Below are 23,204 nucleotides of genomic sequence, written 5' to 3'. Positions count from 1 at the left end.
GCGGCGGGACGGCATGAGACACGGACACCCCGAGCGCCACGTCCTGGTCATCGCACCGCAGTGCACCTCCATGGGCCGTCTGGTCCGGCTGGAGAAGGCCGCCGCCGCACTCGGCGCCGTCCTCACCGACCCCTCGGTGGGGGACTGCCGGCCCGGCCTCCCGGACGGGACCACCACCCTCCTCACCGGCGACCACCTCACCAGCGCCGAGATCACCGCCGCCGCCGAACGGGCGATCCAGTACGCGGCCGAACGCGGCGCGGTCCTCGTCCTGGCCTTCCTCGGCCACGGGCTCACCCCCGGCGGCAGCGGCACCCTCCACCTCATGGCCGCCGACTCCCACGACGACCTCAGACACCGCTCCGTGAAAGTCACCGACCTGCTCACCACCGCCCTCGACCACCCCGCGATCCCCGGAGTCCTCGGCATCGTCGACACCTGCCACGCGGCCGGCGCCCTCCCCGCCGCCCAGGACCTCACCTCCGGCACCACCCTCGGCAACACCCGCATCGCCCTGCTCATGGGGGCCTCCCTCCACGAGGAAGCCGTCGACCTGGCCTTCTCCCGGGGCCTGACCGCCCTGCTGCGCTCCGGCATCCCCGGCCGCGGCCCCACCCTCACCACCGCCGACCTGCGCTCCGCGCTCCGCGCCACCCTGACCGGACAGAGCGTCACCGGCCTGGACTACGACGGCACCGCCGGCGAACCCCTGTGGTTCGCCCGCAACACCCGCGCCGGCGAACCCCTCCCCGGCGGCCTCGGCGGCCCCCTCGCCCACGAGGAACTCACCGAGGCCCTCGCCGCCCTGGACCCGCCGCCGCCCCTGCCCGACACCGGCGTGCCGGCCGCCGAGCGCTGCCGCGACGAGGTGCTCACCCGCCCGGCGGGCCCCGCCCGCGAACGCGCCCTGCGCGCCCTCGACAGCCTCCTCCTCGCCCTGCGCACCGTCACCTTCATCCGCTCCTGGACCGGCGCCGGCCTCACCACCGAGGCCCTCCGGCACGCCCTGCACACCCTGCTCGCCGCCGAACAGCGCGTCCCCGCGCCCGGGACCGCCGTCACCGATGTGGCGATCGTCGACGAACTGGCCTTCAACCACCCCGCGTCCGAGCCCGACGGCCGCGCGGCCCTCGCCCGGTTCACCGCCCTCCTCGGCCTGCACTGCGGCAAGCGCCCCGACGACCCCGAACTCCTCGGCTGGGGCCGGCTCATCCAGGCACCGGCCCAGGTCAACGACGCCATCCGGTACGCCACCGCCCGCGGCGACGAGCAGCGGCTCGGCCTCGTCGTCAGCCTCCACTCCTCCCTCGCCGGCGAGTGGCCCGAGACCCTCGACGCCTGGCTGCTGCTGGACGGCTCCGTCCTCCACCACGAGCAGTTCCCCGCCGAACCGGCCGACCGGCCGGGCGCCGAGGCCGCGCTCGAAGCGGCCGCCCTCTGGGCCGAGGACCTCGCCAGAACCCTCCTGCTGCCGCTGAAACGCCTCGACATCGCCGTCCCCGGAGCCCTGCTGCTGGAGTGGCGGCCCGAGGAGGCCGGCACCGCGCTCCTCCTCGGAGTGCGGTTCGACGTCCGGCTCCACTGGAGCAGCAGACTCACCCCCGACGCCGTGCTGCGCAGCGTCGACACCACCGTCGCCGAACGCTGGGAGACGATCTCCGGCGCCGCGTCGGGCGCGCCCGTCGACTGGCTGGCCCACGAGGACCTCGCCGACCGGCAGCTGCTCCGCGGCCGGCTGCGCACCGGCCGCTACACCCGGGGCATCGGTCTGACCCAGCACCCGGGCGGCGACCCCCGGCTGCTGGAGATCCTGCTCGCCTACACCCCGGTCCTGCTCTGGCCCCGCACCGACCTCGGCTTCCCCGAGGAGCGCCACGGCTGTCTCGACACCCGCTGGTGGGCCATGCCGGGAGCGCTGCTCCACGCCTACCGCGAGAGCTGGCGCGGCGCGGACGCGGGCGATCTCGCCGAACTGCGGGCCGTCTGGGACGACCGGGAATGGCTCCGTTTCTGCTGGTACTTCCGCTCGACGCCCACCGGGGGCGCGCCGGCGGCCGACGAAGGGGGCGCATGACGGTGGAAGCCCACTACCGGGGCGACGGAGTCGCCCGACCGGGGACCGAGCTGCCCGAGCCACCGCCCTGGCGGACCTTCCCCCGGGACTCCCCGGCCGATACGTTCCAGCCGCCCGAGGGCCTGGCCGCCGCCGTGAACGCGGCGCTGGCCCTGCGCCGCCCGCTGCTCATCACCGGCGGCCCCGGAACCGGCAAGTCCACCGTGATCGAGCAGGTCGCGGAGGAACTGGACCTCGGCCCGGTGCTGCGCTGGCACATCACCTCCCGCAGCACCCTGGCGGACGCCCTCTACCGGTACGACGCGCTCGGCCGCATCCACGCCCACCGCCTCCAGCAGGAGCGGGCCCGCACGGACACCGCCGCGCCCGCCACGGGGTCCGACGACATCGCCGACTTCCTCACCCTGGGCCAGCTCGGCACCGCGCTGCTCCCCGCCGGGCGCCCGCGCGCCCTGCTCATCGACGAGATCGACAAGGCCGACCTCGATCTCCCCGGCGATCTCCTCGACGTACTGGAACGGGGTGAGTTCCGCATCCCCGAGCTGCTCCGGGAGGGCGGGGACCGGGCCGAGGTGCGGCTCTGGGACAGCGATCGGCGCGGATCGGTGCACCGGGGGCACGTCCAGTGCACCGAGTTCCCCTTCACCGTGATGACCAGCAACGGCGAACAGGAACTGCCCGCCCCGTTTCTGCGCCGCTGTGTCCGCTTCACCATGCCGAGGCCGACGGCGGAGCTGATCCGCCGGGTGGTCCGGGCCCATCTCCGGCTGGAGGTGGGCGCGTCGGGGCCGGAGGCGGAGCTGGTCGACGACTTCGTCCGGCGGGTCGCCGCCGGCCAGAGCGTCGCCGTCGACCAACTGCTGGGCACCCTCCATCTGCTCCACGGCGCTCCCGCCTCCGGACAGGAGCGCGAGCAGCTGATCGCCCTGCTGATGCGGGACCTCTCCGGTGCCTGACGGCGACCGGGCGGACGAGGCGGCGCCGGCCCGTCCGTCCGCCCTGACCACCGTGGTCGGGGCGCTCGGCGGGCTCGGCCGGGACCTGGACGGTGTCGCCGTCGCCGAACTGCTCTGGCTGGCGGCCCGCCGCCCGCCCGCGCCCCCGGCCGCCCCACCGGACCCGGACCGCGCCGCCGCCGGCGCGCCCGCCCCCGGCGCCGACGAGCCGGCCGGCCGGGAGCGGCCCGCGGCCCGCCGTCTCTTCCCCGCGGTCGCCGAGCCCGGCGGGCCCCGTGTCCCCGCCCGCCGGCTGCAGGTGCCGGCCGGCTCCGCGCTGCCCCGTTCCCGGCGCATCGCCACCGCTCTCAGGCCGCTCGGCCGCCCCTGGCGCGACGGCCGGGAGCTGCGGCTCGACATCGGCACCACCATCGCCGACTACGCGCGCGGCGGGGAACTCGTTCCCGCGTTCCGGCCCGCCCCCGAGCGCTGGTTCGATCTCACCGTCGCCCTCGACCGCTCGCCCACCATGAGGGTCTGGGACGAAACCATCGGCGAACTGCTCTCCGTACTGGCCCGGACGGGGGTCTTCCGGACGCTGCGCGTCCAGCGGACCGACACGGTGGAGCCCGCCGGCGCCGGCGCGCCCCACCGTCCCCGACGGCTGACGCTCGTCGTCTCGGACTGCGTCCCCGGCGACGGCGGGCTGTGGCCCCGGGTCCACCGATGGGCCACCGCCGGGCCCACCGTCCTCCTCAACCCGCTGCCGCCGGGCATCTGGCGCCACTGCGGGCTCGACCTCCCGGCGGTCAGGGTCGCCCCGCCGCCCGGCCCCGGCGCGCGCAACGGCCGGCTCCCCTTCGCGACACCGCCGCTGCTGGAGCCGGAGCCGTCCGGCCCCGGGTCACGGTGGCTGCCCGTCCCGGTCATCGGACTCTCGCCGCGCTCGGTGGAGCGCTGGGCGCGCACCCTGATGCGCGGGGACCCGGCGGGCTGTCAGGCCGTGCTCGTACCGGTTGCCGGGACGGCGGTGCGGCCCGCGCAGCCGCCGCCCGCGGTCTCGGACGCGGCCGGGCTGATCGAGTCCTTCCTCCACCGCGCCTCGCCCGCGGCCCTCCGGCTCGCCGTGCTCTGCTCGCTCTACCCCCGGCTGACCACGGGACTGCTCCATCTGGTCCGCCAGGAACTCGTCCCCGACGCCACGGCCGCCGACGCCGCGACGGTCGTCGTCGGCGGCCTTCTGGAGATCACCGGGGCGGGCCCGGCGGACAGCGGCGGACCCGTGCTGGAGTTCCGCCCGGGGGTACGGGAGCTGCTGGCCCACCGCCTCGGCGTCCGGGACGCCCGGCGCACCCACGACGCGGTCAGCCGCTTCATCGCCGAGCGCGCCCCCGGCCCGGCCGGTCTCCCCGCGCTGGTCCCCGACGAGCGGGGGGAGTCGGCCGTCGCCCCGGGGATCGCGCCCTTCGCCTCGGCGTCGGCGGAGACCCTGCGGAGGCTGGGGATGCCGGTGGCGGAACCCGCACCGCCGCCGGCCGCCGCCGCCGGGCGCGCACCCCTCCCGGAACCGGTGCCCGCGACGGTGCGGGACACCGGCCCCGAACGCCCGTACTTCTTTCTGAGCTACGCCCGCACCCCCGCGCCCGGGGCCGGCGGCCCGGACCCGAATCTCTGGGTGGAGCGGCTGTTCATGGATCTCTGCGCCCATGTGGCGGCCGTCGCCGACCTGCCCGACGGGATGCGGCCCGGGGTGATGGAACGAGGACCGGAGCCCGGCGCGGACCGTGCGGAGCCGCCGGCCGAGGCGCTGGCCCGCTGCCGGGTCCTCGTCCCGCTCTACTCCCCGCGGTACTTCGCCAGCGAGCTGTGCGGCCGGGAGTGGGCCGCCTTCGCCCGGCGGACCGCCCGGAAGGGAACCAGGAGCAGTCGGGGCAGCGAGGCGATCGTGCCCGCGCTCTGGGTCCCGGTCCCGTCCGGCCGACTGCCGGCGGCGGCCGAGCGGCTCGGCTTCGACCACCGGGCCATCGGCGACCGCTACGCCGCCGACGGCCTCTACGGTCTGGTCACGCGGCGCGCCTTCCTGGAGCAGTACGAAGCGGCCGTCCACCGGCTGGCCCTGCGCATCGTCTCCGTCGCCGGGTCCGTCGAGGTCGCCCCCGCCGGCCCGGCCGGCGACGGGCGGGTGCCGAACGCCTTCGCTGAGCCCCCCGGCGGGGCGCGTCCGGTACGGATCACCGTGGTCGCCCCGAGTGTCTGGAACCTGCCGGAGGGGCGGGACGGCCGCCACTACGGCCCCCACGCCCACGACTGGAACCCCTTCTTCCCGGAGTCGGGACGCCCGCTGGTGGAGACGGCCCGGGAACTGATCGGCTCGCTCGGCCGCGAGGTCTCGGTCGAACCCTTCGACGAGCACGCCCCGCCGTTCCCCGGGCCGGAAATCCTGCTCATCGACACCTGGGCACTGGAGGACGGTCCGCTCCGCGACCGCCTCGCCTCCTACGACGCGCTGCCGCGCGCCGGGACCCTTCCCCTCCTCGTGTGGAGCGGCACCGGCGCTCCCCGGCCGTCGCGTTCCGAGCTGTACCGGCGGCTGATGTCGGCGATGCCGCGCCTGATGGAGACCGTGACCGCCGAATCCGACGTGCTCAGCGCCCTGGGCGCGGCGACCTTCCGCGCGTTGCTGCCCGAGGCCGTACGCGCCGCCGAACAGCGGTACGGACGGGCCGCCGGCCCTCCCTGACCCCGCGCGGGCGTGCCACCGCGGTCCTGCGGCGGCACGCCCGCGCGCGGGCCCCGGTCAGCAGCAGCGGGACTGCGGATGCTCCTCCAGCTGCCGGGTGCGCAGCCGCTGGAACTCGCGCGGCGACGGTGGCGGCAGCTCCGGATGCATGCGGAGGTGGCGCTCGCAGTGCCGGTCGTAGGCGCTCTCCCCGGTGAGTTCGCGCAGATACCAGTGGACCGCGCGCAGCCCCCGCAGGACCGCCGCCGCCCCGGACGCGACCGCGCCGCTCACTCCCGTACCCCCGCCAGCGGCTCCGCCTTCGGTGCGTTGAGCGTGGACTCCACATAGGGGGTCTCGCTCGTCGCCGGGGGAGTGGGGGAGCGGCGGGCGCGCACGCACACCACGGCCGCGTTGGCGATGACGGTCGCCACCAGCACCACGAACACGATGATCAGCACACCGTCCACGGTCGAGTTGGTGACGATGGTGTGCATGTCGTCCATGTTCTTGGCGGGCGGCAGCACCGTGCCCGCGTCGATGGCGTCCGCGAACCTGTCCCGCTGGGCGAAGAAGCCGACCCGGGGGTCGGGCGAGAAGACCTTCTGCCAGCTCGCCGTGAAGGTGATGGCGACGATGAAGGCGAGCGGAGCGCCGGTCACCCAGGCCCAGCGGAACCGGCCCGACTTGACGAGCAGGGTGGTGGCCACCGTGAGGGCGACCGCCGCGAGCAGCTGGTTGGCGATGCCGAAGAGCGGGAAGAGCTGGTTGATCCCGCCGAGCGGGTCGGTGGCTCCGGCGTAGAGGAAGTAGCCCCACCCGGAGACCACCAGCGCGCTCGCCAGCCAGATGCCCGGCTTCCAGTTGACCCGGCCGAGCGGCTTCCACACATTGCCCAGCATGTCCTGGAGCATGAACCGCCCCACCCGGGTGCCGGCGTCGACGGTGGTCAGAATGAAGAGTGCCTCGAACATGATGGCGAAGTGGTACCAGAACGCCTTCATCCCCTCGCCGCCGATGACATCGGAGAAGATCTGCGCCATCCCGACGGCCAGGGTCGGCGCACCGCCGGTCCTGGCGACCAGGGTGCTCTCCTCCACCGCCTTGGCCGCCGCCGTCAGCTCCTCGGGCGAGATGGTGAAGCCGAGGTTGGCGACGGCCTGGGAGGCGGATTCGACGCTGGAGCCGAGCAGTCCGGCCGGGGAGTTCATCGCGTAGTACAGCCCGGGGTCGAGCACGGAGGCGGCGATCAGCGCCATCACGGCGACGAACGACTCCATGAGCATCGCCCCGTAGCCGATCATCCGGACCTGCGACTCCTTCTCGATCAGCTTCGGCGTGGTGCCGGAGGAGACCAGGGCGTGGAAGCCGGAGAGCGCGCCGCAGGCGATGGTGATGAAGAGGAACGGGAAGAGCGACCCCGCGAAGACCGGTCCGTCTCCCGAGGAGGCGAACGAGGTGATCGCGTCGGCCTGGAGCACGGGCGCCGCGAACAGCACCCCGAGCGCCAGCAGCACGATGGTGCCGATCTTCATGAAGGTGGAGAGGTAGTCGCGCGGCGCGAGCAGCATCCACACCGGCAGCACCGAGGCGATGAACCCGTAGACGACGAGACAGAAGACCAGGGTCGTCGGGCTGAGGGTGAAGGTGTCGGCCAGGGAGGAGTTCTGGACCCAGCCGCCGCCCACGATCGCCAGCAGCAGCAGGACGACACCGATCAGACTGGTCTCCAGGACCTTTCCGGGCCGCAGGACATGCAGATAGAAGCCCATGAACAGGGCGATCGGGATCGTCATGGCCACCGAGAAGGTGCCCCACGGCGAGTGCGCGAGCGCGTTCACCACGACCAGCGCCAGCACCGCGAGGAGGATGATCATGATGATGAAGACGGCGATGAGCGCCGCCGCGCCGCCGACCTTGCCGATCTCCTCCCGGGCCATCTGCCCGAGGCTCTTGCCGTCCCGGCGCATCGAGAGGAAGAGAACGACCATGTCCTGCACCGCGCCGGCGAAGATGACACCGAAGACGATCCAGATCGTGCCCGGCAGATAGCCCATCTGCACCGCGAGCACGGGACCGACCAGGGGCCCGGCGCCCGCGATGGCGGCGAAGTGGTGCCCGAGCAGCACCCGGCGGTCGGTGGGCTGGTAGTCGACCCCGTCGTCCAGCCGCTCGGCCGGGGTCGCGCGGGTGTCATCGGGCTTGAGCACCCGGTTCGCGATGAACCGCGAGTAGAAGCGGTAGGCGATGGCGTACGACCCGAGAGCGGCGCCGACCAGCCAGACGGCGGAGATCTCCTCACCCCGGGCCAGGGCCAGCACACCCCAGCAGACCGCGCCGGTCAGGGCGACGGCCGTCCACAGGAGGATCGATTTCGGATGGGCCCGTGAGAGGGGCGCGGAGGACCGGGACACGCTGGCTCCTTGGCGGTTGGCGGTGGATGGATCGGACAACGGTCGGTACGGGGCGGGGTGCGGTACGGGCCGGGGCCGGGCCGGATCAGGGCTCGGGCGGACGGCTCCGGGCGGGCCGGGTCAGCAGCCGGGCCGCGAACAGGGCGAGACTCGCGCCGGGCACCCAGGCGAGCTGGTACCAGTAGAAGAACGGCACCCCCGCGAGCCGGGGCCCCTCCCGCGCGTACCAGGGCACCCACAGCAGGGCGGCCACCGGCACGGCCAGAGCGACACCGGCCGCCACCCGGCGGACGGTTCGTCCCGTACCGGATGCCGTCCCGCGATCGTCCGCGGCCATCGATTCCTCCACTGCTGTCCCCGTCTGTTCCCTGATTCCCGCTGGTCTGTGGAAGAGTTGCCGATCTCCGCGGTTTGGTTGACACGGGACGCCGGGAAGATTTCCGCCCGCTCCCGCCCACCCTCCCCGGAGGGACGAGAACGAGACCCGGGACCACCGGCGCGTGATGTGCGCCCGGTGCGCAGCACGGACGGTGAGGCATGACCGAAGGAGCCGCAGTCGCGGCGTTCCTCGCCGTCATCGGCGCTGCCTCGCTGCTCGCGGCACGGGCCCGCCGCTTCCGCACCGGCGACGCCCTCCCGGCGCTGGACGGCTGGGCGCTGGCCGGCCGGAGCCTGGGCCCCGGCTGGACCTGGCTGCTGCTGGGCGGAACCATGTTCACGGCGTACACCTTCACCGCCGTACCCGCGCTCGCCTACGGCAATGGCGCGCCCGCCTTCTTCGCCGTCCCCTACACGGTGATCGTCTGCCCGCTGGCCTTCGTCCTGCTGCCCAGGCTCTGGGCCGTGGCCCGCGCGGACGGCCACATCACCGTCGCCGACTTCGTCCGGGCCCGCTACGGCTCACCCGCGCTCGCCCTGGCCGTCGCCCTCACCGGCATCCTCGCGACGATGCCGTATCTCGCGCTCCAACTCCTCGGCATCCGCGCCGTGCTCCGGGCCGGCGGTGCCGACCCCTCCCCCTGGCTCACCGGCGACGCCGCCATGGCCGTCCTCTTCGCCGGGCTCGCCATCGCCACCTACCGCCACGGGCTGCGCGCCCCGGCCGTCATCTCCGGCTTCAAGGGCGTCGCCGTCTTCTGCTCGGTGCTCGCCGCGATCTGGCTGGTCCTGGAGCGGTTCGGCGGCCCCGGAGCGGTCTTCGACGCCGCCGCCGTCCGGCTCGCGGACCCCGGCGGCCCCGATGCCTCCCTGGTGCTCGCCGACGACCAGCAGTTCGCCTTCGCCACCCTCGCCCTCGGCTCCGCGCTCGCCCTGCTGCTCTACCCCCACGTCCTGACCGCCGCCTTCGCCGCCTCCGGGCCCGCGGCCCTGCGCCGGGCCTGTGTGGCGCTGCCGGCCTGGACGGCGGTGCTCGCCCTCTTCGGGCTCCTCGGGATCGCCGCCGTCGCCGCCGGGATACGCACCCCCGACGGAGGCGCCGAGTCCGCCGTGCCGATGCTGGTGGACCAGTTGATGCCCGCCCCGCTCGCGGGCCTCGTCCTCGGGGCGATCACCGTGGGGGCGCTGGTCCCCGCGGCGGTGATGTCGGTCGCGGCGGCCACCTCCTTCGTGCGGAACGTGTATGTCGAGTACTTCCACCCCACCGCCACCCCCAAGCGGCAGGTACGGGTCGCCCGGGCGGTCTCCCTCACCGCCAAGGCCGGCGCGGTCGTCTTCGTCCTCGGACTGCGCGACCAGGCCGCCGTCAACCTCCAGCTCCTCGGCGGGGTCTGGATACTCCAGATACTCCCCGCCGTCGTCATCGGCCTCTACACCCGCCGGCTCCACCACCGGGCCCTGCTCACGGGCTGGGCGGCGGGCATGGTGTCCGGTACGGTCCTGGTGGTCCGGGAGGGCTTCTCCCCGGTCGTGCCCCTCGGCTTCGGCGGCCGTTCCGTGGAGATGTACGCCGGGCTCGCCGCCCTGCTGCTCAATCTGGCCGTCGCCGCCGCGGGCACCGCCGTTCTGCGCCGGTGCGGCACACCCGGCGGTCCCGACACCACCTCGCTCGCCGCGCGACCCCATCCGACACCCCGGCCCGAGACGGGAACCAGCTCCCCATGAGACGGACACCACGCGCCACCTCCACCCTCGCCCCGCCGGCGCCACAGCCGGAGGGGGGCGCGCCCGCGGCCGGCGGGCCGGGGCCCGGCACGGACACCGGCCCCGCCGAGCCGGAGCGGGAAGCGGCGCTCGCCCGTCTCTTCGAGCTGCACTACACCTCGATGCTCCGGCTCGCCGCGCTGCTCGGCGCCGACGACCCCGAGAACATCGTCGCCGAGGCCTACTACGAGATCTACCGCAAATGGCGGAAGCTGCGCGACGCCGACCGGGCCGAGTCCTATCTGCGCTCCGTCGTCTGCAATCTGACCCGGATGCGGATACGCCACCTCCAGATCGTCCGCAAGCACGCCGGAGCCCCGCCCGCCGAGTGGACGGCGTCCGCCGAGCACACCGCTCTGCTCCACGACGACCAGCGGGCCCTGATCACCGCCCTGCGGCAGTTGCCGCCCCGGCAGCGCGAGGCTCTCGTGCTGCGCCACTGGATGGGGCTCAAGGAAAGCGAGATAGCCACGGCCATGGGAATCTCCACCGGCTCGGTCAAGACCCACACCGCACGCGGAATCGCCGCGCTCACCCAGGTGCTGGAGCACCGCCGGTGAACGGCCAGGACACCGAGCCGGTCCACGGCCACGGCACCGAACGGCAGTTGCGCGAGGCCATGGAGGCCCTCGCCGGACAGGTGCACCCCGCCCCCGGCGCCTACCGCGCCGCACGGGGGGAGTGGCACCGCCGCGAGCGCAGACGACGGCTGACCCTCACCCTCCTCGTCGCCGTCGTCTTCACCCTGGCCGTCCTCGCCGGGCTCTGGGTGCTGAACTCCGCTCCCGCCGGCTCCGGGGCCGGCTTCGGCGACGAGCGCCCCCCTGCCCCCACGGCCCCGCCGTCCGGCGGCTGAGACCGTGCGGCCCGGGCCGCCGGCGGTCCGTCAGATATCGGCCGCGACCGCGCTGTCGTGCGGCTCCGGCCCCACCACCAGCACACCGGGACCGTCGCCGGTGGCCAGCGAGACCCGCCAGATCCGCCGCTCCCACCCCGGCGGCCAGACCGTGCCCGCGTCCCAGCGGATGCCCTCCAGCCGGACCCCCTCCAGGGCCACGGCGGACAGATCCGCCCCCCGGAAGTCATCACCCGCCTCCTCCGTCTCCACCACCGCCGCCAGCAGCGACTGCGCCGACTGCCCCGCCGCCTCCAGATCGTCGGCGAGATCCCGCGCGACCTCCAGCGCGCCCGTCCAGGGGACCGGGCCGTCACCGAGCCGGGGCAGCAGCTCCGCCTCCAGCAGCCCCCGCGCCCCCCGGGCCGCGTCCATGAGCCGCCCGGCCCGTGCCGCCAGCCGCGCCCGGGCCACCTCCGGATAGTCGTACCCCGTCAGCGCGGGCGGCCGCGGCGGTGCCTGCGGCAGGGAGAGCACGTCCCCGAGCGCCGCCGCCACCCGCGCCGGCACCGCGCCCGACTCCTCGGGAACCCGTCCCTCCTCCAGCCGCGCGACCAGCTCCAGCACGGCCTCCAGCGCACGGCGGACCGTCACCTCCAGCTCCCGGGGCCAGTAGGCCCGCGCCATCCGCAGGGTCTCCTCGCGGTACTTGAGCCGGACCGCCGCCGGATGCCGCATCAGCACACTCCCGCACCCCGCCGAGGGGCCCCGGCGCACCCGGACCTCCTCGCGCACCCGGTCCGCCCGCCGCACCACGGCGGCCAGCGTCCGCCGGTGGGCCGCCGCCAGCAGCCGGCTCAGCGCCAGATCGGGATCGCACGGCTCCGGCGGACCCCCCTGGCTCATCAGCGAGTCGTAGACCGCGATGCCCACCTGCCGGTGCGCGTCCGCCAGCAGCGCGTCGAGCCGGTCACCGCCCCCGTCCGCCCCGCTCATCCGTCCCCCTCCCGCTCCCCGGGCCCGCCCGGATGCCCCCGGCGGAGGCTCGCCTTGAGCGAGGCCCGGGCCCGCGCCAGGTTCTGGCGCACCGCCTCCGGGGTGATCCCCATCGCCCCGGCGCTCTCCTGGGCGGTGAACCCGTCCAGATTCCACGCCATCGCGGCCCGCTGCTTGGCCGGCAGAGCCAGCAGCAGCTCGATCACCCGCTGCTGCTCCGCGCTCAGCTCCGCCGCGTGGGCCGGGGTCTGCCAGTGCGGCGAACGCACATCCGGGACCTCCGCGCACGGGTCCTCGGGCCGCACCTGCTGGCGCAGCCACGAACGCCAGGCCACCGTCCGCAGCCACGCCTTGGGGTGCGCGATGTGGACACCGGGCCGGCACATCTGCGTGAAGGCGTCCTGGGCCGCGTCCTGCGCCTCGTTCCACGACGCCCCGCTCAGCAGCAGAAAACGGACCAGACCCGGGTACTCGGCCTCGTGCAGCTCCTGCGCCAGACCGATACCGGAGGGCGCGCCCTCCGGCACCGGGCGCTGCGGTGACGGCGGCACCGGCACACCGGTCAGCTGCAGTTCAGCGCCCGCCGCGTCCTCCATGAGGGCTCACCCCTGCTCCGCCGAACGGGCCGGTGACACGGAGGCCGACAGCCGCCGGGGCACGGCGCTCCGCACGGTCCGGCTCCGTGAGCTTCTCCATGACGGCCTCCTCCACCAGCCGCTTCAGAGCCCGGCGCGCGGACTCCGCCATCCGCCAGACGGCGCCGAGCACCACGACCACCGCCGCTCCTGACACCACCACATCCACAGAAGCCTCCTGACACCCCGCCGCACACCCTGCGCGGCACCGGGGATCTGTAGTGCGCGGGAGAACCGGAAGTGTGACATCGTCCCGCTCCCCGGGACCGGTCCGCCGGTGGCGGCGGCGCGCGTCCGGCGCGAGGGCTGCCCCGGCCACCAGCCGACGGTGCGGAGAGCGAGGATTCCGTCACAGCGGGTGATTCGCCCGACATGGGTGTCCGCCCGTCCCGGCCGCCGGCCCCCCGGCGGCCGTCCGGGCCCAACCGGTCGGTCAGAGGAGCGGACTGACGGCGTGTCCGGCCGAAACGGAACAGGGATATGCTGCGTGCGGCTCAGGATCTTGTAGGACCGCAGCAGGGTGTGCGGGCTCCGCGGTCCGATGCCGGAAGAGTTGTTCGTGAGCGCCCCGCCGGGAACCTCCGTGACCGCGTCCGCCCGCGCGGCGCTCCTCACCATGGCTTCGGAGGCCTTGTGACCACCCCGCGCCCAGACGTCCACCGCGATGCCCACGCCACCGTGCCGCCCCCCGGCTGCCCCGCGCACAATCTGGGCCCCGACGGGCTGCACCGGCTCTACGGGCCCGTGGCGGAGGGCAATCCCCGGGGGCTGTACGAGATGCTGCGCCGGGAGTACGGTCCGGTCGCGCCGGTGCTGCTCCACGGCGACCTGCCCGCCTGGCTGGTGCTCGGACACCGGGAGAACCTCGAAGTGATGCGTACGCCGTCGCTGTTCACCCGGGACTCCCGCGTCTGGACGATGTTCCAGCAGGGGCGGGTGGCACAGGACTCCCCGCTGATGCCGATGCTCGCCTGGAAGCCGGTGTGCGTCTTCACCGACGGCGACGAGCACGCCAGGCTCCGGATCGCCGTCACCGACGGGCTCTCGCAGTTCAACCGCCACGGGGTGCGCCGCTATGTCACCCGGCACACGCGTCAGCTGGTGGACGCCTTCGCCGCCACCGGTGAGGCCGACCTCATCCGCGATTACGCCGAGAAGCTGCCGATGCTGGTGATGACCCAGCTCCTCGGCATGCCCGAGGAGAACGGGCCCCGTCTGGTCGAGGCGTCCCTCGACCTGATGAAGGGCACCGAAACCGCCCTGGCCAGCAATGACTTCGTGGTGGAGACCCTGCGCAACCTGGTGCGGCGCAAGGCGGAGCGCCCCGGCCGGGATCTCGCGAGCAGGCTGATAGGCCATGAGTCGGCCCTCACCGAGGACGAGGTGGTCGAGCATCTGCGGCTGGTCCTCGTCGCCGCCAATGAGACGACCGTCAATCTGATCGCCAACACCCTGCGGCTGGTCCTCACCGACCGGCGCTTCCGCGCCAGCCTCTCGGGCGGTCAGATGACCCTGCCCGACGCCCTGGAGCAGGTGCTGTGGGACGCCCCGCCGCTCTCCACGATCCCCGGGCGCTGGGCCATCGGCGACACCGTGCTCGGCGGACGCCAGATCAGGGCGGGCGACCTGTTGATGCTCGGCCTCGCCGCCGGCAACACCGACCCGGAGATCCGGCCCGACCTCTCGGCCCCCGTCCACGGCAACCGCTCGCACCTCTCCTTCAGCAGCGGCCCCCACGAGTGCCCGGGCCAGGACATCGGCCGCGCCATCGCCGACACCGGCATCGACACCCTCCTCACCATGCTGCCCGGACTCGAACTCGCCGTCTCCCACGGCGACCTCGACACCAGCGCCGCCTGGCTGAGCGAGCGCGTCGGCTCCCTGCCCGTGCGGTTCGAGCCGGTCTGCCCGGCCGCCGAGGCCGAGCAGCAGAGCCCGGCCGGCGCGCAGCCGCTGCCCGCGGCGCACTCCCGCCCCGCCCCCGCGTCCGCACCGGCGTCCGGGCGGCGCCCCTGGTGGAAGGCGCGCCGGCGCTGACGCGACCGCGTACCGCACCACGGATGCCGGGGGGAGACGATCCCGCCGGCATCCGGCATTCTTCCGCTCCCCCGGGGCAGAAGTAGAGACGGCAGACTCTGGGAATGGCGCATTCCGGTGAGTACTATGCGGCGTAGTAGTGCAGCCGTATCGTGTGCCGTGCGCCGTCGTACACCTCGCCGCGATCGGATGGCAGGCCGAAGCAGAAGAGGAGTACACGAGTTGTCCGCTGGCTTGCAGCAGATACCCGGCGCCCCCGGCGCGCTGCCGATTCTCGGCCACGCCCTGAAGCTCTGGCGGGACCCGCTCGGCTTCCTCACCTCGCTCCGGCGGACCGGACCCCTGGTCCGGGTCGGCCTCGGCACCCTGCCCGTGTACGTCGCCACCAGCGCCGAACTCATCCACCAGGTCACCGTCGCCCAGTCCCGTTCCTTCGAGAAGGGCCGGCTCTACGACCGGGTCCGCCCGCTCTTCGGCAACGGCCTCGCGAACGCGAACGGCGAACACCACCGCAGCCACCGCCGGCTGATCCAGCCGATCTTCCACCGGACCCGGATCGCCGGCTACACCGAGGTGATGAGCCGGCACGCCACCGCGCTCACCGCGTCGTGGTCGGACGGCCAGCGCGTCGCCGTCGAGGAGGCCATGAGCGACTACACCATCGCCACCCTCAGCGAGACGATGTTCTCCGGCGACTTCGGGCGCCCCGCCGTCGACGCGGTCCGCCGCGACCTGCCCGTCATCCTGAAGAACGTCCTGGTACGGGCGGCCTCCCCGAAGTTCCTCGACGGACTGCCGATCCGGCCGAACCGGGATTTCGACCGGGCCAGGGCGAGCATGCGGGGCATCATCGACGAGGTGGTGGCCACCACCCGGCGCGAGGGCTGGAGCGGACGGCACGACCTGGTATCGCTGCTGCTCGACGTCCGGGACGAGGACACCGGCGCCGGACTCACCGACCAGGAGATCGGGGACGAACTCGTCACGATCCTCTTCGCCGGAACCGAGACCACCGCCTCCACTCTCAGCTGGGCCTTCCACGAACTCGCCCGCCACCCCGAGGTCGAGCGCCAGGTGCTGGCCGAGATCGACGAGGTCGTCGGCACCCGCCCCGTCACCTACGACGACGTTCCCCGGCTGACCACGATCCGGCGGGTGCTGGACGAGGCCATCCGGCTGCACGGCGTCACCCTGCTGATGCGCCGCACGACCGAACCGGTCGAACTCGGCGGCTACCGCCTCCCCGCCGGTGCCGAGATCGCCTTCAGCCTGTACGCCGTCCACCGCGACCCGGCTCTTTACCCGGACCCCGACGTCTTCGACCCCGACCGCTGGCTCCCCGGCCGGCGCGAGAGGATTCCGCGCGAGGCGTTCGTCCCCTTCGGCGCGGGCAACCGCAAGTGCATCGGGGAGGCCTTCGCCTGGACCGAGGCGACCATCGCCCTCGCGACCGTCCTGGCCCGCTGGCGGCTGCGCCCGGTTCCCGGCCACACCACCCGCGAGGCGGCGTCGGCGATGGCCCACCCCGACCACGTCCCCATGATCCTGGAGGCGCGGCGGAACTGACACCGGGCCGGCCGCGCCGGGGGAGGCCGCTTCCCCCGCGCTCCGGCACGCTCCTAGGCTGGTCCCGTGAGAGGCCAATTAGGAGAACTCGAAGACGCGGTGATGACCCGGCTCTGGCGGTGGAACCGGCCGGTGACGGTCAGAGAGGTCATGGTGGACCTCCAGCGGGAGCGCCCCATCGCCTACACCACCGTCATGACCGTGATGGACAAGGTGCACCGCAAGGGCCTGCTGCGCCGGGAACTCGACGGCCGGGCCTACCGGTACACGCCCGTCTCGACCCGCGCCCGCCACACGGCGGAACTGATGCACGAGGCCTGGTCCCGGAGCGACGAGCCGGCCGGTGCCCTGGTGGCGTTCTTCGGCGCGATGACCGCCGAGCAGCGCGGCGCCCTCGCCGACGCGCTCCGGTCCGCCGGTGCCACCGGCGGCCGAAGACCCGACCTCAGATCCGGACGACGAGCTTGCCCGCCCTCCGGCCCTCCTCCAGATCCCGGTGAGCGGCCGTGATCTCGTCCAGGGCGTAGACATGGACCGGCCCGAGGGACAGCCGCCCGGCCGCGATCCGGTCCAGCGACTGCTGGAGGACCTCCGGGGGCAGATCGGCGGAGCCGCCGCCGTAGGCGGTCAGCCGGACCCCGCGCGGCAGATACTCGATCGGGTAGAACTCGTGGACGATCCACTGGTTGGAGAGCATGCCGGTGAAACAGACCGTGCCGTGCACCCGGGTGGACGCCAGAGTGTCCGGCAGCGTCGGTGTCCCGACCAGCTCCAGCGCGGCGTCCACTCCCTCGGGGACGATCTCGCGCACCCGCGGCGCGATGGTGCCGTCGTCCACCAGCGGATGGTCGACACCGTGCTCCGCGAGCGCACCGGCCCGCTTCGCGGAGCGGGTGGTCGCCAGCACCACCGCTCCGATGTCCTTTGCGAGCGCGGCGGTGGCCAGACCCAGCGCGGAGGTCCCGCCCCGGATCAGCAGGGTCTGCCCCGACCGCAGATCCAGCCCGGTGGTCAGCGAGCCGTAGGCGGTCTGGAGAGTCTCCGGCACCGCGCCCAGCGTCTCCCACGGCAGATCGGACGCGAAGGGGATCACCTGGGCGCGCGGTACGACGGTGTACTCGGCGTAGCCGCCGTCGAAGGTGCGCCCCATGCCCCCCATCACCGTCATGACCTGCTGCCCCGGCCGCAGCACCCCGTCGGGGTCGGCGTCCACCGTGCCCGTCGCCTCGATGCCGAGGACCCGGGGCAGGGTCACCCCCTCGGCAAGCCCCAGCCGGGTGTGCAGCTCGGAGCGGTTGAGGCCGAACGCCCTCACCCTGATCCGCACCCACCCCGGCTCCGGCTCCGGGACCGGCAGGTCCCGGAGCCGGAGATTCTCCGGTGGGCCGGGCTCGTCGAGGACGACAGCCCGCATGGTCTTCTCCGCCACGGAATCTCCCTTGCTTGTCCGCCGCGCCCATCGTGACCCGGCGACCGGCCGCCCCGGGGGAACCTCCGCGCCGGACACCCCCGGACCGCCCTGATGGCCGCATGCCGCGGCCCCGCTCCGGGGACCCGCCCGGCCCGGCGGCGGGTGGCGGCCGGGCCGGTCACCACCGGCCGTGGCGCGGCGTTCCGTGCCCCGGCGTTCTTGCCGACCCGGTGTGCCCGGCCGCATCCTGGGAGCCGGGGAGCCGGACAGGGGATGGAATGACCGAGAACGTCACCGAGACCGACGACCGACCGACACCCGGGAACCGCCCCGACACCGCCTCGGAGTTCGCGCGCATACGCGCCACCGAGTACGGCTACCTCGACGAGACCGGCCACATATATCTCGACCACACCGGGTCCGGCCTGCCCGCCCGGCGGCAACTGCGCGCCCAGGCCGACCGGCTCGCCCGGGGCGTCTACGGCAACCCGCACACCGACAGCCCCGCCTCCACCCCCACCACCGCCCTGGTGGAGCGGGCCAGGGAACGGGTGCTGGACTTCGCCGACGCCGATCCGGCCGAGTACACCGTCGTCTTCACCGCCAACGCCACCGCCGCCTGCCGGCTCGTCGGTGAGGGCTACCCCTTCCGGCGCCGGAGCGCGGAGCTGCTGCTCACCCTCGACAACCACAACTCCGTCAACGGCCTGCGGGAGTTCGCCCGCGCCCGGCGCGCCCCCACCACCTACATCCCCCTCGCCGGTCCCGAGCTGAGGGTCGCCGACGACGACCTCGGACAGGCGCTGCGGGGCCGCAGAGGAGGGCGGGGCCTCTTCGCCTACCCGGCACAGAGCAACTTCACCGGGGTCCAGCACCCCCTGGAGTGGATTCCCCGGGCCCGGGAGCGCGGCTGGCACGTGCTGCTCGACGCCGCCGCGTACGCCGCCACCAACCGGCTGCGGCTCAGCCGCTGGCCCGCCGACTTCACCGTACTGAGCTGGTACAAGGTGTTCGGCTACCCCACCGGCGTGGGCTGTCTCATCGCCCGCACCAGCGCGCTGGAACTGCTGCGGCGGCCCTGGTTCTCCGGCGGCACCATCCAGGTCGTCAGTGCCCAGGGCCAGTGGCACCGGCTCGCCGACGGCGGGGCCGCGTTCGAGGACGGCACGGTCAACTTCCACGCCATCCCGGAGATCTGCACCGGGCTCGACTGGGTCGAGTCCGTCGGTGTCGACGCCATCCACGGCCATGTCGCCCGGCTCACCGGCCGGCTGCTCACGGGCCTCACCCGGCTGCGCCACAGCGACGGCCGCCCGCTGGTACGGCTGTACGGGCCCCGCACCCCCCACCGGCGCGGCGGCACCGTGGCCCTGAACGTGCTGGACGCCCGCGGCCGGATCGTCGACGAGCGGGTGGTCGCCCGGGACAGCACCGCCGCCCGGATCTCCCTGCGGACGGGCTGCTTCTGCAATCCGGGCGCGGGCGAGGCGGCCTTCGCGATCGGCTCACCGGCCCTGCGGCTCACCGGCCGGGACCGCACGGTGGTGACCATGGAGGACTATCTCACCCGGCTCGGCCTGCCGTCGGGCGGCGCCGTCCGGGTATCGGTGGGCCTCTCCTCCAGCCCCCGGGACGTGGACGCGCTGCTGGGGTTCCTGGAGAGCGCCTACCGCGACCGGGAGCCCCTCCCGGACGGCCTGGTCCCGCGCACCAGCTGCTGACGGACCGGAGGAGCGGCCGGGCGCGGGAGTTCAGCGCCCGCCCGCTCCGCCGGTGAGCGGCCGGTGCGGGGTGGGGCACCGCCGCCGGAGCAGCCACCACGCCGCCGCCAGGAAGAGCACCGTGAAACCGCAGAGCAGCAGCCAGCGCGTCCAGGGGGCATGGCCGAAGGTGTCCCCGTACGAGGAGAGCAGCGGCGGGCCCAGCGGGGAGGCTCCCCGGGCCCAGAGCCCCTCCAGATCCACCGCGGCGCCCAGCGCCTCGAACGCCCAGCGATTGGTCATCGCCGCGCTGATCCACTGACCGGCCGACGCCATCAGCGGCGCCGGTACGAACGCCCCCGAGAACAGCACCTGCGGGAAGCAGAGCAGCGGCAGCGTCAGCGCCGCCTGCCCCGGGTCCGAGACCGCCGCCGAGGTGAGCAGCCCCAGCGCGAGACCGGCGGCCGACGCGAGAGCGCTGGTGACGAAGAGCGACCCGTAGACCCCGGGCGCCGCCTCGGGCAGCCGGTCCCCGGCGCGCAGCACGGCGAGCAGCAGCGCGTCGGCGAGCGCCAGCACCGGGAGCAGCAGGGTGACCTTGGCGGCGAGATAGGGGCCGAGCCGCAGGGTGGTGAGGCGCTCCCGGCGGACCACGGCGAGTTCGGCGCAGATCTGGAGCAGGCCGTAGGCGAGTCCGAAGAAGAACGCGCCGAACGCGATCCAGAACAGCACCATCGCCGTGGACGAAGGGCTGGGCCGCGCGGGATCGAAGACCCCCGGCCGGAACAGCAGCGCGAACATCGCCACGATCATCACCGGTGAGCCCACCATGATCGCCGCCGACAGCCGGTCGCGCCGCAGCAGTTCGGCGGAGCGCCGGGTGAGCAGCAGCCACTGGGCGAACGCGCCGGGGCCGGGACGGGGACCGGGGCGCCGCCGTGCGGGCACCCGGGGCAGGGGCGCCGGCTCCACCGCCGGAACGGGCGCCGGGCGCTCCGCCACCGCCGCGTACACCTCGGTGAAGTCGGCCGCCCCGAAGTGGCTCAGCACCTCGGCGGGCGGCCCCGCGTGGGCCCGGGAGCCGTCCGGGGCGAGGAAGACGACCTGGTCGCAACGGGCCAGATCGGCGGGGGAGTGGGTGGTCAGCACCACCGTCACGCCGGAGGCCGCGAGTGTGGCGAGGGTGGTCATCAGCCGGCCGCCGGTCGCCGGGTCGAGTCCGGAGGTCGGTTCGTCCAGGAACAGCACCCGGGGGCGGGCCAGCAGCTCCACCGCGATCCCGGCCCGTTTGCGCTCACCGCCGCTGAGCGTGCCCACGGGCTGTCCGGCGACCGGGGTGAGCGCCAGTTCCCCCAGCACCCGGCCGACGGCCTCCGGCGGGGCGCCGCGCAGCCGGGCCGCGTACTCCAGACTGCGCCGCAGGCCGAGGCCCCGGTGGAGGATGTCGTCCTGCGGGACGAAGCCGAACGGCACGGCCGCGGCGGCCGGTTCGAGCCCGTCGTGGCGCACCAGGCCGCCGGTCGGCCGGCGCAGCCCGGCGAGCGTTTCCAGCAGCAGGGTCTTGCCCGCGCCGCTGCCGCCCGCGATTCCCGTGATCCGCCCCGGGGCCACGTCCAGGGTGATCCCGCGCAGCGCCTGCCGGCCGCCGCGCAGCCGCAGCCCCGCCCCCTCGGTCCGGATACGGGCCCCGCGGGCCGCCCCCGGCCCGTCCGCCATCCGCCCGGATTCCGTCTGTCCGGTCTCCGTCTGTCCGGTCTCCGTCACCAGTCCACTCACCGTCCCGGCCGCCCCCGCCCCGGCACCGTACGCGGGGCCCGGCGGCGCCACAGCCCTGCCCTGCCCGCCCGCCGGGCCGGGCACACCTGATGCGCGGGGGCCGGCGGCGAATTCACCCGGGCGGGGTGAGGGCCGGCCCCGGCGGCCCCGGCGAGGAGGGCCCGGGCGCCCGCCGCCGGACCGGATCGGCCTGCGCGGAGGCACGGCGGCGGCCGAGACGGTGCGCCAGGTCCGGCGCTTCGCCGCCGGACCCGGCCTCGACGGCGGCACCCGGGCCGCACCGCGTGACCGGGGGCGGTCCGGCGCGCGCCACCGGTCCCGGGCGGGCGCCGCGCTCTCAGACGGCCCCCGGCTCCGGTGGCAGCACCCCCGCCGGGAAGCTCTCCACCCCGACGATCCGGCGCACCCGCTCCGGCTCGATCAGCACACTCACCCGCCGCTCGCCCCGCACCCGCATCTCGAACCGCTCGGTCCCGAGGTACCTCTGCGCCAGCAGATCGATGTCCCGGTCCGCCTCCGGCCCCTCCACGAACCGGACCGCCCGCCCCCGAATCTGCACCCGGTCGTACGGGTCGTCCTTCGCCGCGTGGGAGAGATACACCCGCGGGTCATGGCGGAGATTCCGTTCCTTGACCCGGCCGACGGCGGTGTTGAACAGCAGCAGATCGCCCATGGTGCCGAGCCACATCGGACTCACATGCGGCGCGCCGTCCGGACTGACGGTCGCGACAAACCAGATATGGGCCCCCGTGACCCGCTCCCGGATCTCCGGACTCATCACGCTCATGCGTCACCTCTCGGCCAGACCTGCGGGCCCCCCGCGGCGGCACACCGCCCGGGAGCGTACGACAGCCTCACCCTAGTCACGCCGTCTCCCGCCCCTCCCGGTTTCCGGACGCGGGGACGTGTCCGGGGATGTTAGGGTCTCCGGCATACCGCACCTCATGGCGGCCTCCCTCAAACCGTATTCCCACGGAGGCACTGTCATGTCCGCGTATCCGCAGGTGCGCCCCTTCCACCGCGAGGACCGCGACCAGCTCACCACCCTGGTCAACGCGCACGCCGCGGCGGTCGTGCCCGGCGCGACCGTCTCGGTCAACACCGTCCTCAGCAGCCTCGAGCGCTGCCCCGACGAGTACATCACCGACCCCTGGATCGCCGAGCGCACCACCCTCGTCGCCGAGCACCGGCAGCAGATCGTCGGCGCGGCCCATCTGCTGCGCTACCGCAACGACCCCGATGTCGGCGAGGACTACCGGGACACCGGCCACATCGCCTGGTTCGTGCACAACCCCGGCGCCTTCGCCGGACCGGACGGCGAACACCCCGCCGATCTGCTGATGGCCGCCTGCCTCGCCCAGCTCACCCGCTGGCATGTCCGCGCCCGCCACACCGACGGACAGCTGCCCGCTCCCGGTGTCACCGGAGTCCCCGAGCAGTGGCCCCATGTGCGGGCCGTGCTGGAGCGCGCCGGTTTCGTCCACACCGGGCACACCGAGATCCTGCTGATCGCCGCGGTCGCGGAGCTGCCCGCGCCCGGTCCGGCCCCGCTGCCCGGGCTGACCCTCCACCGGACCCTCGGTGACCTGGGCACCCGGCTCACCGCCCGGCTCGCCGGCGAGCCCGTCGCCCATGTCGAGCTGGACACCACCCTGGAGCGCCCCGAGCGGCACGCCCGCTCCGGCGGTGTCGCCGACATCGCCGATCTCGTCCTGCCCGACGACCCGCACCCGGGACTCCTCGGCTGGCTCCTCGGCGAGGCGGGCCGCTGGCTGGCTCTCTGCGGCTGCGACCGGGTCCTCGCCTACGCGGACGAGAGCGACGCGGGCGCTGAGGGCGGTGAGATCGCCGCGCTGACCGCGCACGGCTTCCACGAGCTGACCCGGACCGCGCGCGGCTGGGAGCACCGCCCCGCCCGACCGGCACCCTCCGGCCCTGGGGGAGCCCGGGCATGACGAAGGCCC

General features: G+C 74.5%; 20 protein-coding genes. 11 read left to right on the top strand and 9 right to left on the bottom strand.

The window, feature by feature from the left end:
- Nucleotides 1-13 precede the first annotated feature (13 nt).
- The 3 genes from ABT122_RS01850 to ABT122_RS01840 are packed head-to-tail and all read left to right on the top strand — an operon-like array spanning nt 14 to nt 5,749.
- Nucleotides 14-2,074 carry a vWA-MoxR associated conflict system protein gene (locus ABT122_RS01850; protein WP_351543762.1) on the top strand — a complete coding sequence of 687 codons (2,061 nt, stop codon included), beginning with the start codon at nt 14-16 and terminating at the stop codon, nt 2,072-2,074.
- A complete protein-coding gene (locus ABT122_RS01845) occupies nt 2,071-3,030 on the top strand; it encodes an AAA family ATPase (protein WP_351543759.1) in 960 nt (319 codons plus the stop codon). Before ABT122_RS01850 ends, ABT122_RS01845 begins: the two co-directional genes overlap by 4 nt.
- Complete coding sequence (locus tag ABT122_RS01840) at nt 3,023-5,749, top strand: TIR-like protein FxsC (RefSeq protein WP_351543756.1); 2,727 nt, start codon at nt 3,023-3,025, stop codon at nt 5,747-5,749. The genes ABT122_RS01845 and ABT122_RS01840 overlap by 8 nt, the downstream gene beginning before the upstream one ends.
- Before the next feature lie 57 nt (nt 5,750-5,806).
- Here ABT122_RS01840 and ABT122_RS01835 read toward each other — a convergent pair whose 3' ends face one another.
- The 3 genes from ABT122_RS01835 to ABT122_RS01825 all read right to left on the bottom strand — a co-directional run bounded on the left by ABT122_RS01835 (nt 5,807) and on the right by ABT122_RS01825 (nt 8,479).
- Nucleotides 5,807-6,022 carry a YbdD/YjiX family protein gene (locus tag ABT122_RS01835; RefSeq protein ID WP_351543753.1) on the bottom strand — a complete coding sequence of 72 codons (216 nt, stop codon included), beginning with the start codon at nt 6,020-6,022 and terminating at the stop codon, nt 5,807-5,809.
- Nucleotides 6,019-8,142 carry a carbon starvation CstA family protein gene (locus tag ABT122_RS01830; protein ID WP_351543750.1) on the bottom strand — a complete coding sequence of 708 codons (2,124 nt, stop codon included), beginning with the start codon at nt 8,140-8,142 and terminating at the stop codon, nt 6,019-6,021. The genes ABT122_RS01835 and ABT122_RS01830 overlap by 4 nt, the downstream gene beginning before the upstream one ends.
- A gap of 85 nt (nt 8,143-8,227) precedes the next feature.
- Complete coding sequence (locus ABT122_RS01825; protein WP_351543747.1) at nt 8,228-8,479, bottom strand: DUF3311 domain-containing protein; 252 nt, start codon at nt 8,477-8,479, stop codon at nt 8,228-8,230.
- Between the two features lie 200 nt (nt 8,480-8,679).
- On the opposite strand from ABT122_RS01825, the gene ABT122_RS01820 reads away from it, so the two are divergent.
- The 3 genes from ABT122_RS01820 to ABT122_RS01810 are packed head-to-tail and all read left to right on the top strand — an operon-like array spanning nt 8,680 to nt 11,140.
- On the top strand, nt 8,680-10,245 hold the full coding sequence (locus ABT122_RS01820) for a sodium:solute symporter family protein (protein ID WP_351543745.1): 1,566 nt from the start codon (nt 8,680-8,682) through the stop codon (nt 10,243-10,245).
- Nucleotides 10,242-10,844, top strand: coding sequence for a sigma-70 family RNA polymerase sigma factor (locus ABT122_RS01815; protein ID WP_351543742.1), 603 nt, complete (start codon nt 10,242-10,244; stop codon nt 10,842-10,844). The genes ABT122_RS01820 and ABT122_RS01815 overlap by 4 nt, the downstream gene beginning before the upstream one ends.
- Entirely contained in the window at nt 10,841-11,140 is a 300-nt protein-coding gene (locus tag ABT122_RS01810) for a hypothetical protein (protein ID WP_451067719.1), read from the top strand. Before ABT122_RS01815 ends, ABT122_RS01810 begins: the two co-directional genes overlap by 4 nt.
- Before the next feature lie 30 nt (nt 11,141-11,170).
- Here the strand turns inward: ABT122_RS01810 and ABT122_RS01805 are convergent, their stop codons facing one another.
- The 3 genes from ABT122_RS01805 to ABT122_RS01795 are packed head-to-tail and all read right to left on the bottom strand — an operon-like array spanning nt 11,171 to nt 12,913.
- Nucleotides 11,171-12,115, bottom strand: coding sequence for a hypothetical protein (locus tag ABT122_RS01805; RefSeq protein WP_351543739.1), 945 nt, complete (start codon nt 12,113-12,115; stop codon nt 11,171-11,173).
- Nucleotides 12,112-12,711 carry an RNA polymerase sigma factor gene (locus tag ABT122_RS01800; protein WP_351543736.1) on the bottom strand — a complete coding sequence of 200 codons (600 nt, stop codon included), beginning with the start codon at nt 12,709-12,711 and terminating at the stop codon, nt 12,112-12,114. The genes ABT122_RS01805 and ABT122_RS01800 overlap by 4 nt, the downstream gene beginning before the upstream one ends.
- Entirely contained in the window at nt 12,689-12,913 is a 225-nt protein-coding gene (locus ABT122_RS01795) for a hypothetical protein (RefSeq protein ID WP_351543733.1), read from the bottom strand. The genes ABT122_RS01800 and ABT122_RS01795 overlap by 23 nt, the downstream gene beginning before the upstream one ends.
- Before the next feature lie 470 nt (nt 12,914-13,383).
- Here ABT122_RS01795 and ABT122_RS01790 point away from each other — a divergent pair, with 470 nt between their 5' ends.
- The 3 genes from ABT122_RS01790 (at nt 13,384) to ABT122_RS01780 (ending at nt 16,863) form a co-directional block, all read left to right on the top strand.
- A complete protein-coding gene (locus ABT122_RS01790) occupies nt 13,384-14,787 on the top strand; it encodes a cytochrome P450 (RefSeq protein WP_351543730.1) in 1,404 nt (467 codons plus the stop codon).
- Nucleotides 14,788-15,009: 222 nt separating this feature from the next.
- On the top strand, nt 15,010-16,353 hold the full coding sequence (locus tag ABT122_RS01785; RefSeq protein WP_351543727.1) for a cytochrome P450: 1,344 nt from the start codon (nt 15,010-15,012) through the stop codon (nt 16,351-16,353).
- A 66-nt stretch (nt 16,354-16,419) separates the two neighbouring features.
- On the top strand, nt 16,420-16,863 hold the full coding sequence (locus ABT122_RS01780) for a BlaI/MecI/CopY family transcriptional regulator (protein WP_351543725.1): 444 nt from the start codon (nt 16,420-16,422) through the stop codon (nt 16,861-16,863).
- Here ABT122_RS01780 and ABT122_RS01775 read toward each other — a convergent pair.
- Entirely contained in the window at nt 16,799-17,767 is a 969-nt protein-coding gene (locus tag ABT122_RS01775) for a zinc-binding dehydrogenase (RefSeq protein WP_351544031.1), read from the bottom strand. The two genes, ABT122_RS01780 and ABT122_RS01775, sit on opposite strands and share 65 nt — an antisense overlap.
- A 275-nt stretch (nt 17,768-18,042) precedes the next feature.
- Between ABT122_RS01775 and ABT122_RS01770 the strand changes: the two genes are divergently transcribed.
- Nucleotides 18,043-19,485 carry an aminotransferase class V-fold PLP-dependent enzyme gene (locus tag ABT122_RS01770; protein ID WP_351543723.1) on the top strand — a complete coding sequence of 481 codons (1,443 nt, stop codon included), beginning with the start codon at nt 18,043-18,045 and terminating at the stop codon, nt 19,483-19,485.
- Nucleotides 19,486-19,515: 30 nt separating this feature from the next.
- Here the strand turns inward: ABT122_RS01770 and ABT122_RS01765 are convergent, their stop codons facing one another.
- Together ABT122_RS01765 and ABT122_RS01760 are read right to left on the bottom strand one after the other, a co-directional pair.
- A complete protein-coding gene (locus ABT122_RS01765) occupies nt 19,516-21,228 on the bottom strand; it encodes an ATP-binding cassette domain-containing protein (RefSeq protein ID WP_351543720.1) in 1,713 nt (570 codons plus the stop codon).
- 349 nt (nt 21,229-21,577) lie between these two features.
- Entirely contained in the window at nt 21,578-22,027 is a 450-nt protein-coding gene (locus ABT122_RS01760) for a PPOX class F420-dependent oxidoreductase (protein WP_351543717.1), read from the bottom strand.
- Nucleotides 22,028-22,226: 199 nt separating this feature from the next.
- Between ABT122_RS01760 and ABT122_RS01755 the strand changes: the two genes are divergently transcribed.
- Entirely contained in the window at nt 22,227-23,195 is a 969-nt protein-coding gene (locus ABT122_RS01755; protein WP_351543714.1) for a GNAT family N-acetyltransferase, read from the top strand.
- Nucleotides 23,196-23,204 lie beyond the last annotated feature (9 nt).

This window comes from Streptomyces sp. NPDC001985 (genome assembly GCF_040296845.1).
Lineage (GTDB): Bacteria > Actinomycetota > Actinomycetes > Streptomycetales > Streptomycetaceae > Streptomyces.
The sequence above is the reverse complement of the archived record's forward strand: the minus strand, read 5'-3'. Positions and strand labels throughout refer to the sequence as shown.

Excerpts from the sequence above, each read along its gene's own strand:
- ABT122_RS01850 (WP_351543762.1), top strand. The coding sequence starts at position 14 with ATGAGACACGGACACCCCGAGCGCCACGTCCTGGTCATCGCACCGCAG.
- ABT122_RS01845 (WP_351543759.1), top strand. The coding sequence starts at position 2,071 with ATGACGGTGGAAGCCCACTACCGGGGCGACGGAGTCGCCCGACCGGGG.
- ABT122_RS01825 (WP_351543747.1), bottom strand. The coding sequence starts at position 8,479 with ATGGCCGCGGACGATCGCGGGACGGCATCCGGTACGGGACGAACCGTC.
- ABT122_RS01820 (WP_351543745.1), top strand. The coding sequence starts at position 8,680 with ATGACCGAAGGAGCCGCAGTCGCGGCGTTCCTCGCCGTCATCGGCGCT.
- ABT122_RS01815 (WP_351543742.1), top strand. The coding sequence starts at position 10,242 with ATGAGACGGACACCACGCGCCACCTCCACCCTCGCCCCGCCGGCGCCA.
- ABT122_RS01805 (WP_351543739.1), bottom strand. The coding sequence starts at position 12,115 with ATGAGCGGGGCGGACGGGGGCGGTGACCGGCTCGACGCGCTGCTGGCG.
- ABT122_RS01800 (WP_351543736.1), bottom strand. The coding sequence starts at position 12,711 with ATGGAGGACGCGGCGGGCGCTGAACTGCAGCTGACCGGTGTGCCGGTG.
- ABT122_RS01775 (WP_351544031.1), bottom strand. The coding sequence starts at position 17,767 with ATGCGGGCTGTCGTCCTCGACGAGCCCGGCCCACCGGAGAATCTCCGG.
- ABT122_RS01770 (WP_351543723.1), top strand. The coding sequence starts at position 18,043 with ATGACCGAGAACGTCACCGAGACCGACGACCGACCGACACCCGGGAAC.
- ABT122_RS01760 (WP_351543717.1), bottom strand. The coding sequence starts at position 22,027 with ATGAGCGTGATGAGTCCGGAGATCCGGGAGCGGGTCACGGGGGCCCAT.
- ABT122_RS01755 (WP_351543714.1), top strand. The coding sequence starts at position 22,227 with ATGTCCGCGTATCCGCAGGTGCGCCCCTTCCACCGCGAGGACCGCGAC.